The sequence below is a fragment of the Klebsiella sp. CN_Kp088 genome (genome assembly GCF_040064335.1).
GTDB lineage: Bacteria > Pseudomonadota > Gammaproteobacteria > Enterobacterales > Enterobacteriaceae > Klebsiella > Klebsiella aerogenes.
Map to the genome: position 1 here is coordinate 44,970 of NZ_JBEAIQ010000023.1, position 14,950 is coordinate 59,919.

19 protein-coding genes and 1 pseudogene are annotated in these 14,950 nt (G+C 55.8%); 13 read left to right on the plus strand and 7 right to left on the minus strand.

All coding sequences use genetic code 11. The annotated features are described in order from the left end of the window. Positions 1-5 precede the first annotated feature (5 nt). From folC to ABLV08_RS13520, 5 genes are all read left to right on the plus strand, one after another. Complete coding sequence (gene folC / locus ABLV08_RS13500; RefSeq protein ID WP_015365555.1) at positions 6-1,274, plus strand: bifunctional tetrahydrofolate synthase/dihydrofolate synthase; 1,269 nt, start codon at positions 6-8, stop codon at positions 1,272-1,274. Then, positions 1,264-1,956 carry a cell division protein DedD gene (dedD, locus tag ABLV08_RS13505; RefSeq protein ID WP_015365556.1) on the plus strand — a complete coding sequence of 231 codons (693 nt, stop codon included), beginning with the start codon at positions 1,264-1,266 and terminating at the stop codon, positions 1,954-1,956. The genes folC and dedD overlap by 11 nt, the downstream gene beginning before the upstream one ends. Positions 1,957-2,174: 218 nt before the next feature. Further along, the gene (gene cvpA / locus ABLV08_RS13510) at positions 2,175-2,663 is read left to right on the plus strand and encodes a colicin V production protein (protein ID WP_015706172.1); all 489 of its coding nucleotides are present in this window, start codon (positions 2,175-2,177) and stop codon (positions 2,661-2,663) included. Positions 2,664-2,696: 33 nt separating this feature from the next. Then, a complete protein-coding gene (purF, locus tag ABLV08_RS13515; protein ID WP_015365559.1) occupies positions 2,697-4,214 on the plus strand; it encodes an amidophosphoribosyltransferase in 1,518 nt (505 codons plus the stop codon). A 126-nt stretch (positions 4,215-4,340) separates the two neighbouring features. Beyond that, positions 4,341-4,913, plus strand: a complete 573-nt coding sequence (locus ABLV08_RS13520; RefSeq protein ID WP_020078233.1) for a UbiX family flavin prenyltransferase — start codon at positions 4,341-4,343, stop codon at positions 4,911-4,913. A 110-nt stretch (positions 4,914-5,023) separates the two neighbouring features. Here ABLV08_RS13520 and ABLV08_RS13525 read toward each other — a convergent pair whose 3' ends face one another. Further along, positions 5,024-5,152, minus strand: a complete 129-nt coding sequence (locus tag ABLV08_RS13525; protein WP_161798742.1) for a hypothetical protein — start codon at positions 5,150-5,152, stop codon at positions 5,024-5,026. A 49-nt stretch (positions 5,153-5,201) separates the two neighbouring features. Between ABLV08_RS13525 and argT the strand changes: the two genes are divergently transcribed. From argT to hisP, 5 genes are all read left to right on the plus strand, one after another. Then, complete coding sequence (gene argT, locus ABLV08_RS13530; RefSeq protein WP_015365561.1) at positions 5,202-5,984, plus strand: lysine/arginine/ornithine ABC transporter substrate-binding protein ArgT; 783 nt, start codon at positions 5,202-5,204, stop codon at positions 5,982-5,984. Positions 5,985-6,251: 267 nt separating this feature from the next. Continuing rightward, entirely contained in the window at positions 6,252-7,034 is a 783-nt protein-coding gene (gene hisJ, locus ABLV08_RS13535; protein WP_015365563.1) for a histidine ABC transporter substrate-binding protein HisJ, read from the plus strand. Between the two features lie 66 nt (positions 7,035-7,100). After that, positions 7,101-7,787 (plus strand): histidine ABC transporter permease HisQ, encoded by a 687-nt coding sequence (locus ABLV08_RS13540; protein WP_015365564.1) that lies wholly within the window; start codon positions 7,101-7,103, stop codon positions 7,785-7,787. Continuing rightward, positions 7,784-8,500, plus strand: coding sequence for an ABC transporter permease (locus ABLV08_RS13545; protein ID WP_015365565.1), 717 nt, complete (start codon positions 7,784-7,786; stop codon positions 8,498-8,500). The genes ABLV08_RS13540 and ABLV08_RS13545 overlap by 4 nt, the downstream gene beginning before the upstream one ends. 7 nt (positions 8,501-8,507) lie before the next feature. Further along, on the plus strand, positions 8,508-9,281 hold the full coding sequence (hisP, locus tag ABLV08_RS13550) for a histidine ABC transporter ATP-binding protein HisP (protein ID WP_015365566.1): 774 nt from the start codon (positions 8,508-8,510) through the stop codon (positions 9,279-9,281). 38 nt (positions 9,282-9,319) lie between these two features. Here hisP and ABLV08_RS13555 read toward each other — a convergent pair whose 3' ends face one another. From ABLV08_RS13555 to yfcG, 6 genes and pseudogenes are all read right to left on the minus strand, one after another. Then, complete coding sequence (locus ABLV08_RS13555) at positions 9,320-9,817, minus strand: GNAT family N-acetyltransferase (protein ID WP_032715040.1); 498 nt, start codon at positions 9,815-9,817, stop codon at positions 9,320-9,322. Positions 9,818-9,892: 75 nt separating this feature from the next. Further along, positions 9,893-10,447 carry a hypothetical protein gene (locus tag ABLV08_RS13560; RefSeq protein WP_015365568.1) on the minus strand — a complete coding sequence of 185 codons (555 nt, stop codon included), beginning with the start codon at positions 10,445-10,447 and terminating at the stop codon, positions 9,893-9,895. Between the two features lie 9 nt (positions 10,448-10,456). Next, positions 10,457-10,705: pseudogene (locus ABLV08_RS13565) on the minus strand (DNA-binding protein); the annotation flags it as partial. A 213-nt stretch (positions 10,706-10,918) separates the two neighbouring features. Beyond that, positions 10,919-11,812, minus strand: coding sequence for a TIGR01777 family oxidoreductase (locus ABLV08_RS13570; protein ID WP_048229157.1), 894 nt, complete (start codon positions 11,810-11,812; stop codon positions 10,919-10,921). Positions 11,813-11,833: 21 nt separating this feature from the next. Then, positions 11,834-12,196 (minus strand): dihydroneopterin triphosphate 2'-epimerase, encoded by a 363-nt coding sequence (gene folX, locus ABLV08_RS13575; RefSeq protein ID WP_015365570.1) that lies wholly within the window; start codon positions 12,194-12,196, stop codon positions 11,834-11,836. Positions 12,197-12,261: 65 nt separating this feature from the next. Next, positions 12,262-12,891: a GSH-dependent disulfide bond oxidoreductase gene (gene yfcG, locus ABLV08_RS13580; protein WP_064736792.1), complete on the minus strand. Its 630-nt coding sequence runs from the start codon at positions 12,889-12,891 to the stop codon at positions 12,262-12,264. 162 nt (positions 12,892-13,053) lie between these two features. On the opposite strand from yfcG, the gene yfcF reads away from it, so the two are divergent. Genes yfcF through yfcD form a run of 3 tightly spaced genes read left to right on the plus strand, consistent with a single transcriptional unit; the run spans position 13,054 to position 14,921 of the window. Further along, entirely contained in the window at positions 13,054-13,698 is a 645-nt protein-coding gene (gene yfcF, locus ABLV08_RS13585; protein ID WP_015365572.1) for a glutathione transferase, read from the plus strand. A 57-nt stretch (positions 13,699-13,755) separates the two neighbouring features. Beyond that, entirely contained in the window at positions 13,756-14,307 is a 552-nt protein-coding gene (gene yfcE, locus ABLV08_RS13590) for a phosphodiesterase (protein ID WP_045386192.1), read from the plus strand. Positions 14,308-14,363: 56 nt separating this feature from the next. Continuing rightward, positions 14,364-14,921 carry an NUDIX hydrolase YfcD gene (yfcD, locus tag ABLV08_RS13595; protein ID WP_015365574.1) on the plus strand — a complete coding sequence of 186 codons (558 nt, stop codon included), beginning with the start codon at positions 14,364-14,366 and terminating at the stop codon, positions 14,919-14,921. Positions 14,922-14,950: the final 29 nt, after the last annotated feature.

Consider the following 14,950-nt stretch of genomic DNA (forward strand, 5'->3'; position numbering starts at 1 on the left):
ACATCATGGAAAAAGATCCTATTCCTCAGGCCACGTCGCCCCTGGCTACGTGGCTTTCTTATCTGGAGCATCTGCACAGTAAAGCCATCGATCTGGGACTGGCGCGGGTGAGCGAAGTCGCCGGACGGATGGCGATATTAAAACCGGCGCCGTTTGTCTTTACAGTAGCGGGTACCAACGGCAAAGGCACCACCTGCCGAACGCTGGAATCGGTGCTGATGGCGGCGGGCTATAAAGTTGGCGTATATAGTTCGCCGCATCTGGTGCGCTATACCGAACGCGTGCGTATCCAGGGTGCCGAGCTGCCGGAAGCGGCGCATACCGCCTCATTTGCCGAAATCGAAGCGGCGCGCGGCGATATCTCGCTGAGCTATTTTGAATTTGGCACGCTGTCCGCGCTATGGCTGTTTAAGCAGGCGCAGCTGGATGTGGTTATCCTGGAGGTGGGCCTCGGTGGACGCCTGGACGCCACGAATATCGTCGATGCCGACGTCGCGGTGGTCACCAGCATCGCGCTGGATCATACCGACTGGCTGGGGCCGGATCGTGAAAGCATTGGCCGTGAAAAAGCGGGTATCTTCCGCGCTGGTAAACCGGCGGTGGTGGGCGAGCCCGATATGCCGCAGACGATTGCCGACGTGGCGAATGAAAAGGGCGCGATGCTGCTGCGCCGCGACCATGACTGGCGTTATAGCGTGACAGACCAGTCATGGAACTTTACCGATGGTCAGGGCGAGTTGGCAGGGCTGCCGCTGCCGCAGGTTCCATTGCCCAACGCCGCGACGGCGCTGGCGGCGCTGCGCGCCAGCGGGCTTAACGTCGCTGAACAGGCGCTGCGCGACGGCATTCATCACGCCATGCTCCCGGGCCGCTTTCAGATTATCAGCGACGCGCCGCGGGTGATCCTCGATGTCGCGCATAACCCGCACGCGGCGGCTTATCTCGCCGGGCGTCTCAAAAGCTTAGCGAAAACGGGGCGCGTACTGGCGGTTATTGGTATGCTGCATGATAAAGATATCGCCGGAACCCTGGCGAATCTGGCGCCTGAAGTAGACGCGTGGTACTGCGCGCCGCTGGAAGGGCCGCGCGGCGCCACGGCGGACCAGCTGATTGCGCATCTGCGCGCGGGCCAACGTTATGACAGCGTAGCGCAGGCGTGGCATGCCGCTATGGCGGATGCCAAAGCCGAAGATACGGTGCTGGTGTGTGGTTCCTTCCACACGGTGGCGCATGTAATGGAAGAGATAGACGCGGGGAGAATCGGTGGCGAGTAAGTTTCAGAACCGTTTAGTCGGGACGATTGTACTGGTAGCGCTGGGGGTAATTATTCTCCCGGGTCTGCTCGATGGCCAGAAAAAACATTATCAGGATGAGTTTGCGGCGATCCCGTTGGTGCCGAAGCCGGGCGATCGCGATGAGCCGGATATGCTGCCGGCGGCTACTCAGGCGCTGCCTTCGCAGCCGCCGGAAGGTGCCGCGGAAGAGGTGAGAGCGGGAGACGCCGCGGCGCCATCGCTGGATCCGTCGCGCGTCCCGGTAAACAACAATAGCTTCGATGAAGTCCAGGAGCCGGTGGTGGCCGCCAAGCCGCAGCCGAAACCACAGCCGAAGCCGGTTGAGAAACCGCAGCCTCAGCAGGTCGCGCAGACGCCGCCTCCGGCCAAAACGCAACCGCAGCCGCAACAGCAGCAGGCCGCGATTCCGGCGCCGACCGGGAAAGCCTATGTAGTGCAGTTGGGGGCGTTGAAGAATGCCGATAAGGTTAACGAAATCGTCGGTAAGCTGCGTTCCTCGGGCTTTAAAGCCTGGACATCGCCATCCACGCCGGTTCAGGGTAAAATTACCCGTATTCTGGTGGGGCCGGATGCGTCGAAAGACAAGCTGAAGGGGCAACTCGGCGAGCTGCAGCAGATTTCTGGTCTGAGCGGCGTGGTTATGGGATATAGCCCGAATTAAAATCCCACCCGCTCTGATTGGGCGAGCTGGCAGGCGGGTTAACCTGCTGAAACCCTTGCCGGATACGCCCTGAAGAGGCGTCAGGCAGTATGGCGTTGAATGTTTTTTCAGCGCCATTTTTATTTCTGTAGGGCACGGAAATCCCTACGCAAACGTTTTCTTTTTCTGTTAGAATGCGCCCCGAACCGGACGACAGGGCGTAAAATCGTGGGATGTATATGGTCTGGATTGATTACGCCATTATTGCGGTAATTGGTTTTTCCTGTTTGGTTAGCCTTATCCGCGGCTTTGTTCGTGAAGCGTTATCGCTGGTGACATGGGGATGTGCCTTCTTTGTCGCCAGTCATTACTACACTTACCTGGCTGTCTGGTTCACGGGCTTTGAAGACGAACTGGTCCGAAATGGGATTGCTATCGCGATATTGTTTATCGCAACGCTTATCGTCGGCGCTATCGTTAACTATGTGATAGGCGCTCTGGTAGAGAAAACCGGTCTGTCAGGAACAGACAGGGTGTTGGGGATCTGTTTTGGCGCCCTGCGCGGCGTGCTGATCGTCTCCGCTATTCTGTTCTTTCTCGATAGCTTCACCGGTATGGCAAAAAGTGAAGACTGGCAAAAGTCTGAGCTTATCCCGCAGTTCAGTTTCGTTATCAGATGGTTCTTTGACTATCTGCAGAGCTCGTCAAGTTTCTTGCCCAAAGCATAAGCGTTGGGATGTAGCTTAACGAGGAAAAGACGTATGTGCGGTATTGTCGGTATCGCCGGTGTTATGCCGGTAAACCAGTCGATTTATGACGCGTTAACGGTGCTTCAGCATCGTGGGCAGGATGCCGCGGGCATCATCACCATTGATGCAAATAACTGCTTCCGTTTGCGTAAGGCTAACGGGCTGGTGAGCGATGTGTTCGAAGCGCGCCACATGCAGCGTATGCAGGGAAATATGGGGATTGGCCACGTCCGTTACCCAACGGCAGGCAGTTCCAGCGCTTCTGAAGCGCAGCCTTTTTACGTTAACTCGCCCTACGGCATTACGTTGGCCCATAATGGCAACCTGACCAATGCCCACGAGCTGCGTCAAAAGCTGTTTGAAGAAAAACGCCGCCACATCAACACCACCTCCGATTCCGAAATTCTGCTCAATATCTTCGCCAGCGAGCTGGATAATTTCCGTCATTACCCGCTGGAAGCCGATAACATCTTCGCCGCGATTGCCGCGACGAACCGCCAGATCCGCGGCGCATACGCCTGCGTGGCGATGATTATCGGCCACGGCATGGTCGCCTTCCGCGACCCGAACGGTATTCGTCCGCTGGTGCTCGGCAAGCGCGATATCGGCGATGGCCGCACCGAGTATATGGTCGCCTCCGAAAGCGTGGCGCTGGATACATTGGGCTTTGAGTTTCTGCGCGACGTCGCGCCGGGCGAAGCGGTCTACATCACCGAGAAAGGCCAGCTGTTTACCCGTCAATGTGCGGAAAACCCGGTCAGCAACCCGTGCCTGTTCGAATACGTCTATTTCGCGCGTCCGGACTCCTTTATCGACAAGATTTCCGTCTATAGCGCCCGTGTGAACATGGGCACGAAGCTTGGCGAGAAAATTGCCCGCGAGTGGGAAGATCTGGATATCGATGTCGTTATTCCGATCCCGGAAACCTCCTGCGATATCGCCCTGGAGATTGCCCGTATCCTCGATAAACCCTATCGTCAGGGTTTCGTCAAAAACCGCTATGTTGGACGTACCTTTATCATGCCGGGCCAGCAACTGCGCCGTAAGTCCGTGCGCCGTAAGCTGAACGCCAACCGTGCCGAATTCCGTGATAAGAACGTGCTGCTGGTGGACGACTCTATCGTTCGCGGCACCACCTCTGAACAGATTATCGAAATGGCGCGCGAAGCCGGTGCGAAGAAAGTGTATCTGGCCTCCGCGGCGCCGGAAATTCGCTTCCCTAACGTTTACGGTATCGATATGCCGACCGCCAACGAGCTTATCGCCCACGGTCGCGAAGTTGACGAGATCCGTCAGATCATCGGCGCTGACGGCCTGATTTTCCAGGATCTGAACGATCTGATCGAAGCGGTGCGCGCAGAAAACCCGGACATTCAGCAGTTCGAGTGTTCGGTCTTTAACGGCGTGTACGTCACCAAAGACGTAGACCAACAGTATCTCGATTATCTTGATTCCCTGCGCAACGACGATGCGAAAGCGGTCCAACTGCAAACCGAAGTTGAAAACTTAGAGATGCATAACGAAGGCTAATTCGTCCCTTGTCGCTGGCCCGCCGTCTTTCGAGGACCGCGGGCCTTTTTATTTTTACCCGCCAGGTTGCGTCGGGGACTATAATCCGGCAAAGTCTGCGGCACTATGCGCAAGGGGTATAACATCGTGAAACGACTCATTATCGGCATTTCCGGCGCCAGCGGCGCGATTTACGGCGTACGCCTGCTACAGGTATTGCGTGACGTCGCGGAGGTCGAGACCCATCTGATAATGAGCCAGGCGGCGCGTCAGACGCTGTCGCTGGAAACCGACTACTCGCTGCGGGAAGTGCAGGCACTGGCCGATGTGGTACATGACGCGCGCGATATCGCCGCCAGCATCTCCTCCGGCTCGTTTAAAACCAGCGGGATGGTCATTCTACCGTGCTCTATGAAAACGCTCTCTGGCATCGTCAATAGCTATACCGATGGTCTACTGACCCGCGCGGCGGACGTGGTGTTAAAAGAGCGTCGCCCGCTGGTGCTTTGCGTACGCGAGACGCCGTTCCATCTGGGGCATCTGCGTTTAATGGTGCAGGCGGCGGAAATGGGCGCGGTGATCATGCCGCCGGTGCCGGCATTCTATCATCGTCCCCAGTCGCTGGATGATGTGATTAATCAGACGGTTAACCGGGTGATCGATCAGTTTGATATTGACCTGCCGCAGGACCTGTTTACCCGCTGGCAAGGCGGAGTATGATGCACCTGTTTGGTGCATTTTATTTACCTTTGCCTTCCGCTGGTGCATTTTTGTTGTCCTGATCAAATCCTCGACATTTAATTTGTTTTTTTGCGTTTTGCCGCTGCGGTTTATCCGCCAATGCTGGTATCTTCCCTCTTAAGACAATCTTGCAACTTTATATTAACAAATTTAACGCTGTTACCGGCACGCACCGGGAAAATGGCATAAAACCTGCAAGAACCGTCGGCAACATACATAACCAGACAGCGCACAACATAACAACATCACGACACTTAAGGGCTTTCTATGAAGAAGACGATCCTGGCTCTCTCGTTAATCATGGGAATCAGCAGCGCCGCCAGCGTATCTGCGGCGCTGCCGCAAAGTATCCGCATCGGCACCGATACCACCTATGCGCCTTTCTCGTCGAAGGATTCGAAGGGCAACTTTATTGGCTTTGACATCGATCTGGGCAATGAACTGTGCTCGCGTATCAAGGTGAAGTGCACCTGGGTGGGCAGCGATTTTGACGCGCTGATCCCCTCGCTGAAAGCGAAGAAAATCGACGCTATTATCTCGTCGCTATCGATTACCGAAAAACGGCAGCAGGAGATTGCGTTCTCTGACAAACTGTATGCGGCAGACTCTCGACTGATTGCCGCAAAAGGCTCGCCGATTCAGCCGACGCTGGAGTCGCTGAAAGGCAAGCATGTTGGCGTACTGCAGGGCTCCACCCAGGAGGCCTACGCCAACGAACGCTGGCGCAGCCAGGGCGTGGATGTCGTCGCCTATGCTAACCAGGATCTCATCTATTCCGACCTCGCCGCAGGGCGCCTTGATGCGGCGCTGCAGGATGAAGTCGCGGCCAGTGAAGGTTTCCTCAAACAACCTGCCGGTAAAGACTACGCGTTTGCCGGTCCTTCCGTTAAAGACAAAAAATACTTCGGCGATGGTACCGGCATCGGCCTGCGCAAAGAAGATGGCGAGCTGAAAGCCGCTTTCGACAAAGCGCTGGGTGAAATGCGTAAAGACGGCACCTACGACAAAATGGCGAAGAAATACTTCAACTTTAACGTCTACGGCGATTAAGACTGTAGCGGTCTGGTTATGCCAGGCCGCTCCATTGCGACGCGGTTATTGTTGCCCTTGATAGGTGCAAGTGGTTGATAGCTTGCACCAGAATAGGGCGACAGCAGTTTTTCTTTGTTCATAAAATGCATAGTTAAGCGTTTCTGATGCAAAAAAATCTGCTTTCATGCGCATTTTGCTTTGCCTTGGCAGGGCGAATAATGGCACGATAACTGGCGTAAGTGCTTCTAATAAACCCGTTAGAATGACAGTCTGTTGAGGATAATTATGAAAAAACTGGCGTTGTCTCTTTCTTTGGCGCTGGCCCTTTCCAGCGTTTCCACGGTATTCGCAGCTATTCCACAGAAAATCCGTATCGGTACCGATCCTACTTATGCGCCGTTCGAATCGAAGAATGCGCAGGGGCAATTGATCGGTTTTGACATCGATCTGGCAAAAGAGCTGTGTAAGCGTATTAATACCCAATGTACCTTCGTTGAAAACCCGCTGGATGCGCTGATCCCCTCGTTAAAAGCGAAGAAAATCGATGCGATTATGTCCTCGCTGTCGATTACCGAAAAGCGCCAGCAGGAGATTGCCTTCACCGACAAACTTTATGCCGCTGACTCCCGTCTGGTGGTGAAAAAGGGCAGCGATATTACGCCAGACCTGAGCAAGCTGAAAGGCAAGCGCATTGGTGTTCTGCAGGGCACCACTCAGGAAACCTACGGCAACGAGCACTGGGCGCCGAAAGGCATTGAAATTGTCTCCTATCAGGGCCAGGACAATATCTATTCCGACCTGACCGCGGGCCGTATTGACGCTGCGTTCCAGGATGAGGTCGCCGCCAGCGAAGGTTTCCTCAAACAGCCGATTGGCAAAGATTATCAGTTTGGCGGCCCGTCCATTAAGGATGAGAAGTTGTTTGGCGTCGGTACCGGCATGGGCCTGCGTAAAGACGACACCGAGCTGCGTGAAGCGCTAAATAAAGCTTTCGCCGAGATGCGTAAAGACGGCACTTACGACAAGCTGGCGAAGAAATATTTCGACTTTAACGTGTACGGCGACTAATCATCGTTAGTACCTCGCCGCACGCGTTTTCACGTGCGGCGATCGATGACAGACAGGGCAGACAGCATGCTGTACGGGTTCTCACAGGTTATTTTTCAGGGCGCGCTGGTCACCCTTGAGCTGGCGCTTAGCTCGGTAGTGCTCGCGGTCCTTATTGGGCTGGTGGGCGCGGGGGCGAAATTATCCGCAAACCGGCCTATGGCGCTGGTGTTTGAAGGCTATACCACGCTGATCCGCGGGGTGCCGGATCTGGTGCTGATGCTGCTGATTTTCTATGGGCTACAGATCGCCCTTAACAGCATCACCGATGCATTAGGCATGGCGCAATTTGATATTGATCCGATGATCGCCGGTATTATCACCCTCGGCTTTATCTATGGCGCGTACTTCACTGAAACCTTCCGCGGCGCGTTTCTGGCGGTGCCGAAAGGCCATATTGAAGCGGCGACGGCATTTGGCTTCAGCGGTTGGCAGACGTTCCGCCGTATCCTGTTTCCGGCGATGATGCGCTATGCGCTGCCCGGTATCGGCAACAACTGGCAGGTGATTCTCAAAGCCACCGCGCTGGTGTCGCTGCTCGGTCTGGAAGACGTGGTGAAGGCAACGCAGCTGGCGGGCAAAAGCACCTGGCAGCCGTTCTATTTCGCTATCGTCTGCGGGGCGATCTATCTGGTGTTTACCACGATTTCCAATGGTGTGCTGCTGCTGCTTGAACGCCGCTACTCCGTGGGTGTGAAGAGGGCTGACCTGTGATTGAAATTATTCAGGAGTACTGGAAATCCCTGCTGTGGACCGACGGTTACCGTTTTACCGGCGTGGCGATCACCCTGTGGCTGTTGATTGCTTCAGTGGTGATGGGCGGTATCCTTGCGGTGTTTCTCGCCATCGGGCGGGTATCGAGCAATAAATACATTCAGTTTCCGATCTGGCTGTTTACCTATATTTTCCGCGGCACGCCGCTGTATGTGCAGCTGCTGGTGTTTTACTCCGGGATGTATACGCTGGAAATCGTCAAAGGCAGCGATCTGTTGAATGCGTTTTTCCGCAGCGGCCTGAACTGTACGGTGTTGGCATTGACCTTAAATACCTGCGCCTACACCACCGAGATTTTTGCGGGGGCGATTCGTTCGGTGGCGCCGGGCGAGATTGAGGCTGCGCGGGCTTACGGCTTTTCGTCAGTTAAGCTGTACCGCTGCATTATTTTGCCGTCAGCACTGCGTATTGCGTTACCGGCGTACAGCAACGAAGTCATTCTGATGCTGCACTCGACGGCGCTGGCGTTTACCGCCACGGTGCCGGATTTGCTGAAAATTGCGCGTGATATTAACTCGGCGACCTATCAGCCGTTTACCGCTTTCGGCATCGCCGCGGTACTGTACTTAATTATTTCGTATGTGCTGATTAGCTTGTTCCGCAAGGCGGAAAAGCGCTGGTTGCAGCATATCAAACCCTCTTCGACGCACTGAGAAAGCCATGACCGACAATAAATTAAGCGTTATCGATCTGCATAAACGTTACGGCGAGCACGAGGTGCTGAAAGGCGTCTCGCTGAAAGCGAAGGCCGGAGACGTGATTAGTATTATCGGCTCATCGGGTTCCGGTAAAAGTACCTTTCTGCGCTGCATCAACTTTCTGGAGAAGCCAAGCGAAGGAACGATTATCGTCAACGGACAGAATATTGGCCTGGTGCGCGATAAAGACGGCCAGTTGAAGGTAGCGGATAAAAACCAGCTGCGTCTGCTGCGCACGCGCCTGACGATGGTGTTCCAGCACTTCAACCTGTGGAGCCACATGACGGTACTGGAAAACGTTATGGAGGCGCCGATTCAGGTGCTCGGCCTCAACAAACAGGAAGCGCGCGAGCGGGCGGTGAAGTATCTGGCGAAAGTCGGTATCGATGAACGCCAGCAGATCAAATATCCGGTACATCTTTCCGGCGGTCAGCAGCAGCGCGTGTCCATCGCGCGGGCGCTGGCGATGGAGCCGGACGTACTGTTGTTTGATGAGCCGACATCGGCACTGGATCCGGAGCTGGTGGGCGAAGTGTTGCGTATTATGCAAAAACTGGCGGAAGAGGGGAAAACCATGGTGGTCGTCACCCACGAAATGGGCTTTGCCCGCCACGTCTCTTCACACGTGATTTTCCTCCATCAGGGAAGAATCGAAGAAGAGGGACATCCCGACGAGCTATTCGGCAACCCGAAAAGCCAGCGCCTGCAGCAGTTCCTTAAAGGTTCACTGAAGTAATCGCCTCTATCCCGGCGGGTTCGCTCGCCGGGAATGACTTAACGCTCCAGCCGGTAGATCCAATCATCGTAATCCACGCCGTTGAGGTGGTAAGCATTTTCCAGCACCTGAATGCGTACAAAACCGTGCTTTTCCAGCAGCCGGGACGATCCCAAATTATTGCCCAGCACCCAAGCATTAATGGCGTGGATGCCAAGGGTGGTAAAGCCGTAATCACAAATCGCGCGCAGCGCTTCGCTGGCGTAGCCCTGACCCTGCGCTTGCGGCAGTAGCGCGTAGCCGACGTCGGCCTCGTGCGGGTTTTTCGCGCTGATGCGCAGACCAATATCCCCCAGCGGCGTGCCGGCAGAATCGCGCAATACAAAGACGCCGGGATCTTCGCAGCGGCATTCAAACACGCTGCGTAGCGCCGTTTCGCTTAACACCTCACCCATGTAACGCATGACGTCAGGGTCCTGACGCAGACGCAGAAAAAAGGGCCAATCGGCCGGAGTGAAGCGGGAAAGCAACAGGCGGGGCGTTGTTATCGTAGTCATAAAGCAATTAATCAGCTAAAACGAAAGCCTACTTTACCACCATGCTGTGCCGGGTAACATGCTCGCCCTCGCGAATCAGCCCGTGGGTGACGTGGCGCTCAGACTTTGCAGGTAGCGCTGCACGCGGTGATTTTCCGGTGAACGGCGAAGCTGTAGCGCCAGGTTGAGGCTATCAAGCAGTAGGGCGTTAGCCACCATCGGCGAATCGGCGGCGATGCGCTTTTCCGCGACTAACCATTCAACGACGGATTTCCAGCGCCAGAGAGGGGAATTGCCCTTCACGCGCTGTACGGGGCCGGGAAACCGCCCGCTGCCGCGAGCGCCCTCTTTTAATAGCGCGATCGCCTGGCGGGAGACGCCGATAAGTTCGGCGATATCGCTCAGCCCGACTAGTGTCGAATCGATGGACTCCACGCGGATATCTGGCAGGGCGGCGGTTTCTACATCGCGGATGGCGGACAGAGCCGCCTGCTCCAGCGATTGGCCCTCGCGATCGAACTCGAGGTAGACCGCAGTACCGTAAAAGCAGACCAGAGCGTCGCTACAGCCTGCGGCAAAGAGCGCATCTTCCAGTCCTGGCGTTTGACTGGTGACGCCGGACAGCGTCAGCGTAAAATTAAATATCGGCATCGTTTTGCGTTCCTTATGCATGATGCGCGCGGTAGCCGGGATGGGACACCGTTCGACCATTCTGATTATTTGCCGGGCGTGGTTTTCAGGGACGGCGGGCGTCGACCAAATGCTCATCATATGTTCCCGGTGTTCAGTCACGCCGCAGACGAGGCGGCCAAAGCAATGAGCGCTTTTACCTGCAGGCAGCAATATCCACCCCCGCTCCAGCGCCGTGGCAATCGCCTTCCTGATATGTTTGTCCGGATGTTCCTTCATCGTCAAATCCTGCTCAGAATAAAAAGAGTGTTGACGGTTGTCAACGCTTTTTGAGGGTATATTCCTCGTCAGGACGTTATGGCAGGAGAATAATTTTGCGGTTGGAATGGGCTTCACAAGAAGCGTAGCAAGGAGAGCGAGGAATTAACGATTTGCGAGGCGGCTTCCGCCCCAGGGAAGAGAACGGGGAGCCGTTGCTCCCCGTTTATCGACTTAGCTCAACACATCCTTCAGAGCCTCTTCCAGATCGTACCAGCGGAAGCTAAAGCCGGCGGCTTCCAGGCGCTTCGGCAGCGCGCGCTGGCCGCCGAGCACCAGTACCGAGGATTCTCCCATCAGCAGGCGTATGGCAGCGGCGGGAACGCGGAAAATCGCCGGGCGATTGAGCGCGTGGCCGAGCGCGTGGGCAAACTGTTCGTTACGTACGGGATAGGGTGAGACCATATTGAACGGGCCGCGCAGATCGTTATCCAGCAGCCACAAGATCCCGTTCACCATATCATCGATATGGATCCACGCCAGATACTGACGACCGTCGCCGATAGGGCCGCCCAGGCCGAGCTTAAACGCTGGCGTCATTTTGGCCAGGATCCCGCCGCGCGGCGCTAATACGACGCCGGTGCGCAACAGGCACACGCGCGTGCGATCGCTTTGCGCCTCACAGGCGATTTGCTCCCAGCGGGCGCAAAGTTTATGGGTAAATTCGTTGTGCGGCGGCTCTTCCTCGGTCACCACGACTTCACCGAGATCGCCGTAATAGCCGGTAGCGGAACCGCTAATCAGCACGGAGGGGGGTGTTTCGCTGGCTTTAAATAACGCGACCAGTTGGCGGGTGATGTCCCAGCGGCTGTGACACAGGCGCTCTTTTTGCTCTGCCGTCCAGCGCTTATCGGCGATCGGTTCACCGGCAAGGTTAATGACGGCGTCAAAGCCATCGAGGTTGTTTTGCCCTTCGAAACCGCGCCACAGCGTGACGCGGGGATCGAGACGGGCTTTCGCGCGTTCAGGGTTGCGGGTGGAAACCGTGAGCTGGTGCCCAAGTTCCAGCAGCCTGGGAATAAGATGCCGACCAATGAGCCCGGTACCGCCAGTGAGCAGGATTTTCATACCGCCTCCCTTACAAACGTTTTAGCGCCGCCAGCTCATGGTCATCGATACTGAGTCGGCATAGCGCAGCGCGTGAAGTTTATCGATCTCTACTTCAGCATAAGTGACCCAGTGATGTTCGCATGCGATATTGAGCACATCCTGGGTTAATTTTTCCAGCAGCGAGAAGCGGTTATTCTCGATATGGCTGATGATGCGCTTAGTAATGGTGCGATAGTTCAGGGCATCATTGATGTCTTCGCTGTCGCGAGCCTTATCGGCCGGATAGTGAATCACCACATTCACCAATACATCCTGACGGTTGGCGATCTCTTCCTCTTTGATTCCAATAAAAGTACGCAGGCGCAGGTTCTTAATACGAATAATGGCGTCTGGCTGAGACATTGCAGGCTTCCTCCGTGTAGTAATTTCCGCAATCATACATGAAAGCACGCCCTGCGAGCAGGGGATTAATACTGTTGTGTTTTGAGTAGCGCTTGTTGCGTTGCCGGGCGCTGGCGGATGCGTTCAAACCAGTTATGTACCGCCGGGAACTGGCTAAGATCGATGCGTTGGCGTGGGTGGGCATTAATCCATGGCCAGCAGGCGATATCGGCGATACTGTAGTGCTCGCCGCCCAACCATGGACTGGCTTCAAGACGCCGGTTCATTACGCCATAGAGCCGCTGGCTTTCGACCTGATAGCGTTCAATGGCGTAGGGGACAGCCTGAGGCGCGTGATGGTTGAAGTGATGGTTTTGCCCAAGCATTGGCCCCAGACCGCCAACCTGCCAGAACAGCCATTGCAGGGTGGTATGCCGTTCGCGCAGCTCGCCGCTTAGTAATTTTCCCGATTTCTCCGCCAGATAGAGCAGGATCTCTCCGGACTCAAACAGGCTTAACGGCGCGCCGCCGTCGACCGGAACGTGGTCAACGATCGCCGGGATCTTATTATTTGGCGAGATAGCCAGAAACTGCGGGCGAAACTGTTCACCTTTGCCGATATCGACGCGTATCAGGCGATAGGCCAGTTGCGCCTCTTCCAGAAAAAGAGTGATTTTGTGGCCGTTGGGGGTAGGTGCGTAGTAAAGATCGATCATGAGGTCTCCCGCCATCGAAGGTCGCAAACGTTTCGAGTATAGGCGACCTGCGTAATCGCGGGGCAAAGAATATAATTGCGAAATCCTCATACGGCTGCCAGTGACATCTTATAGCAGACCAGCTATGTTGATTTATCTCCCCCTGGCTTCATTGAGGATGTCATGAATCAGCCTGTTATTACCCTGTGGTCCGATGCCGATTTTTTCTCCCCCTATGTGATGTCCGTGTACGTGGCGCTGCAGGAAAAAAGCCTGCCGTTCACCCTTAAGACCGTCAATCTCGACAGCGGCGAGCATCTGCAGCCAGGCTGGAAGGGCTACTCCGCGACACGGCGCGTGCCGCTGCTGGAAGTGGATAATTTTTCGCTGAGCGAATCCTCTGCCATCACCGAATACCTTGACGAGCGCTTTGCGCCGCCGGAATGGGAGCGCTTGTATCCGCATGACCTGCAAAAACGCGCGCGGGCGCGGCAGGTGCAGGCCTGGCTGCGAAGCGATCTGATGCCCATACGCGAAGAACGTTCTACCGACGTGGTGTTTGGCGGCGCGAAGAAGCCTGCGCTTAGCGCTGCGGGGCAAACCAGCGCGGCTAAACTCTTCGCTACCGCCGGCGCGCTTTTGGCGCATGGCGGACAGAATCTGTTTGGCGAATGGTGTATCGCCGATGCCGATCTTGCGCTGATGCTAAACCGTCTGGTGCTGAACGGCGATGAGGTGCCGGAAGCGCTGGCGGACTATGCGACCTTCCAGTGGCAGCGGGCATCTGTTCAGCGTTATGCCGCACTGTCGGCTAAACGTAGCGGCTGATAAGCGCAGGCAGTTCCGTTATCATAGACAGACCGTATTGTCTGGTAAGGGGTTGATATGAAACTGATGTTCGCATCCGATATTCACGGCTCGCTGCCTGCGACCGAACGCGTTCTGGAACGCTTCGAGCAGAGCGGGGCGCAGTGGCTGGTTATCCTCGGCGATGTGCTCAATCACGGGCCGCGCAACGCGCTGCCGGAAGGGTATGCGCCGGCGCAGGTCGCCGAGCGGCTGAACAGCGTCGCGCAGCGGATTATCGCCGTCCGCGGTAACTGTGATAGCGAAGTCGATCAAATGCTGCTGCATTTCCCCATTACTGCCCCCTGGCAGCAGGTGCTTAGCGAACGCTACCGCCTGTTTTTGACCCACGGTCATCTCTATAGTCCGGATAATTTGCCGCCGCTCGCCGCTGGCGATGTACTGGCTTATGGTCATACTCATATTCCGGTTGCCGAGAAACGCGGCGATGTATTCCTCTTCAATCCTGGCTCTGTGAGCATCCCGAAAGGCGGCTTTGCCGCCAGCTATGGCATGCTGGAAGATGATCGGCTGCAGGTTTTCGCACTCAATGATAATCAGGTTATTGCAGAGGCCGCGATTTACCCGTAATTTACCCCTCAATCGTAAAAACGCGCCGCGAGAGCGCTTAAAAGTAAGGTTTCCTGATGGCGGAACAGAAGCATTTGGCAAGCACAGAATGGGTCGATATTGTTAATGAAAACAATGAAGTGATAGCACAGTCCAGCCGCGAGCAAATGCGCGCGCAGTGTCTGCGCCACCGTGCGACCTATATTGTGGTTCATGATGGGATGGGCAAGATTCTGGTACAGCGCCGTACCGAGAGCAAAGATTTCATGCCGGGCATGCTGGATGCGACAGCTGGCGGCGTGGTGCAGGCGGATGAACAGCTGCTGGACTCCGCGCGCCGCGAAGCGGAAGAAGAGCTGGGGATTGCGGGCGTGCCTTTTGCCGATCACGGCCAATTCTACTACGAAGATAAACACTGCCGCGTCTGGGGAAGCCTGTTTAGCTGTGTTTCTCATGGCCCGTTCGCTCTGCAGGAAGAAGAAGTCAGCGAGGTATGCTGGTTGACGCCGGAAGAGATCACCGCGCGCTGCGATGAGTTTACCGCCGATTCACTGAAAGCGCTGGCGCTGTGGATGACCCGTAACGCGGGCAATACCGGCCACGATCGCGACGAGCCGGAAGAAGACGAAGCGTAATTTCCTTTACGCGTTAGCGTCAAAAAAAA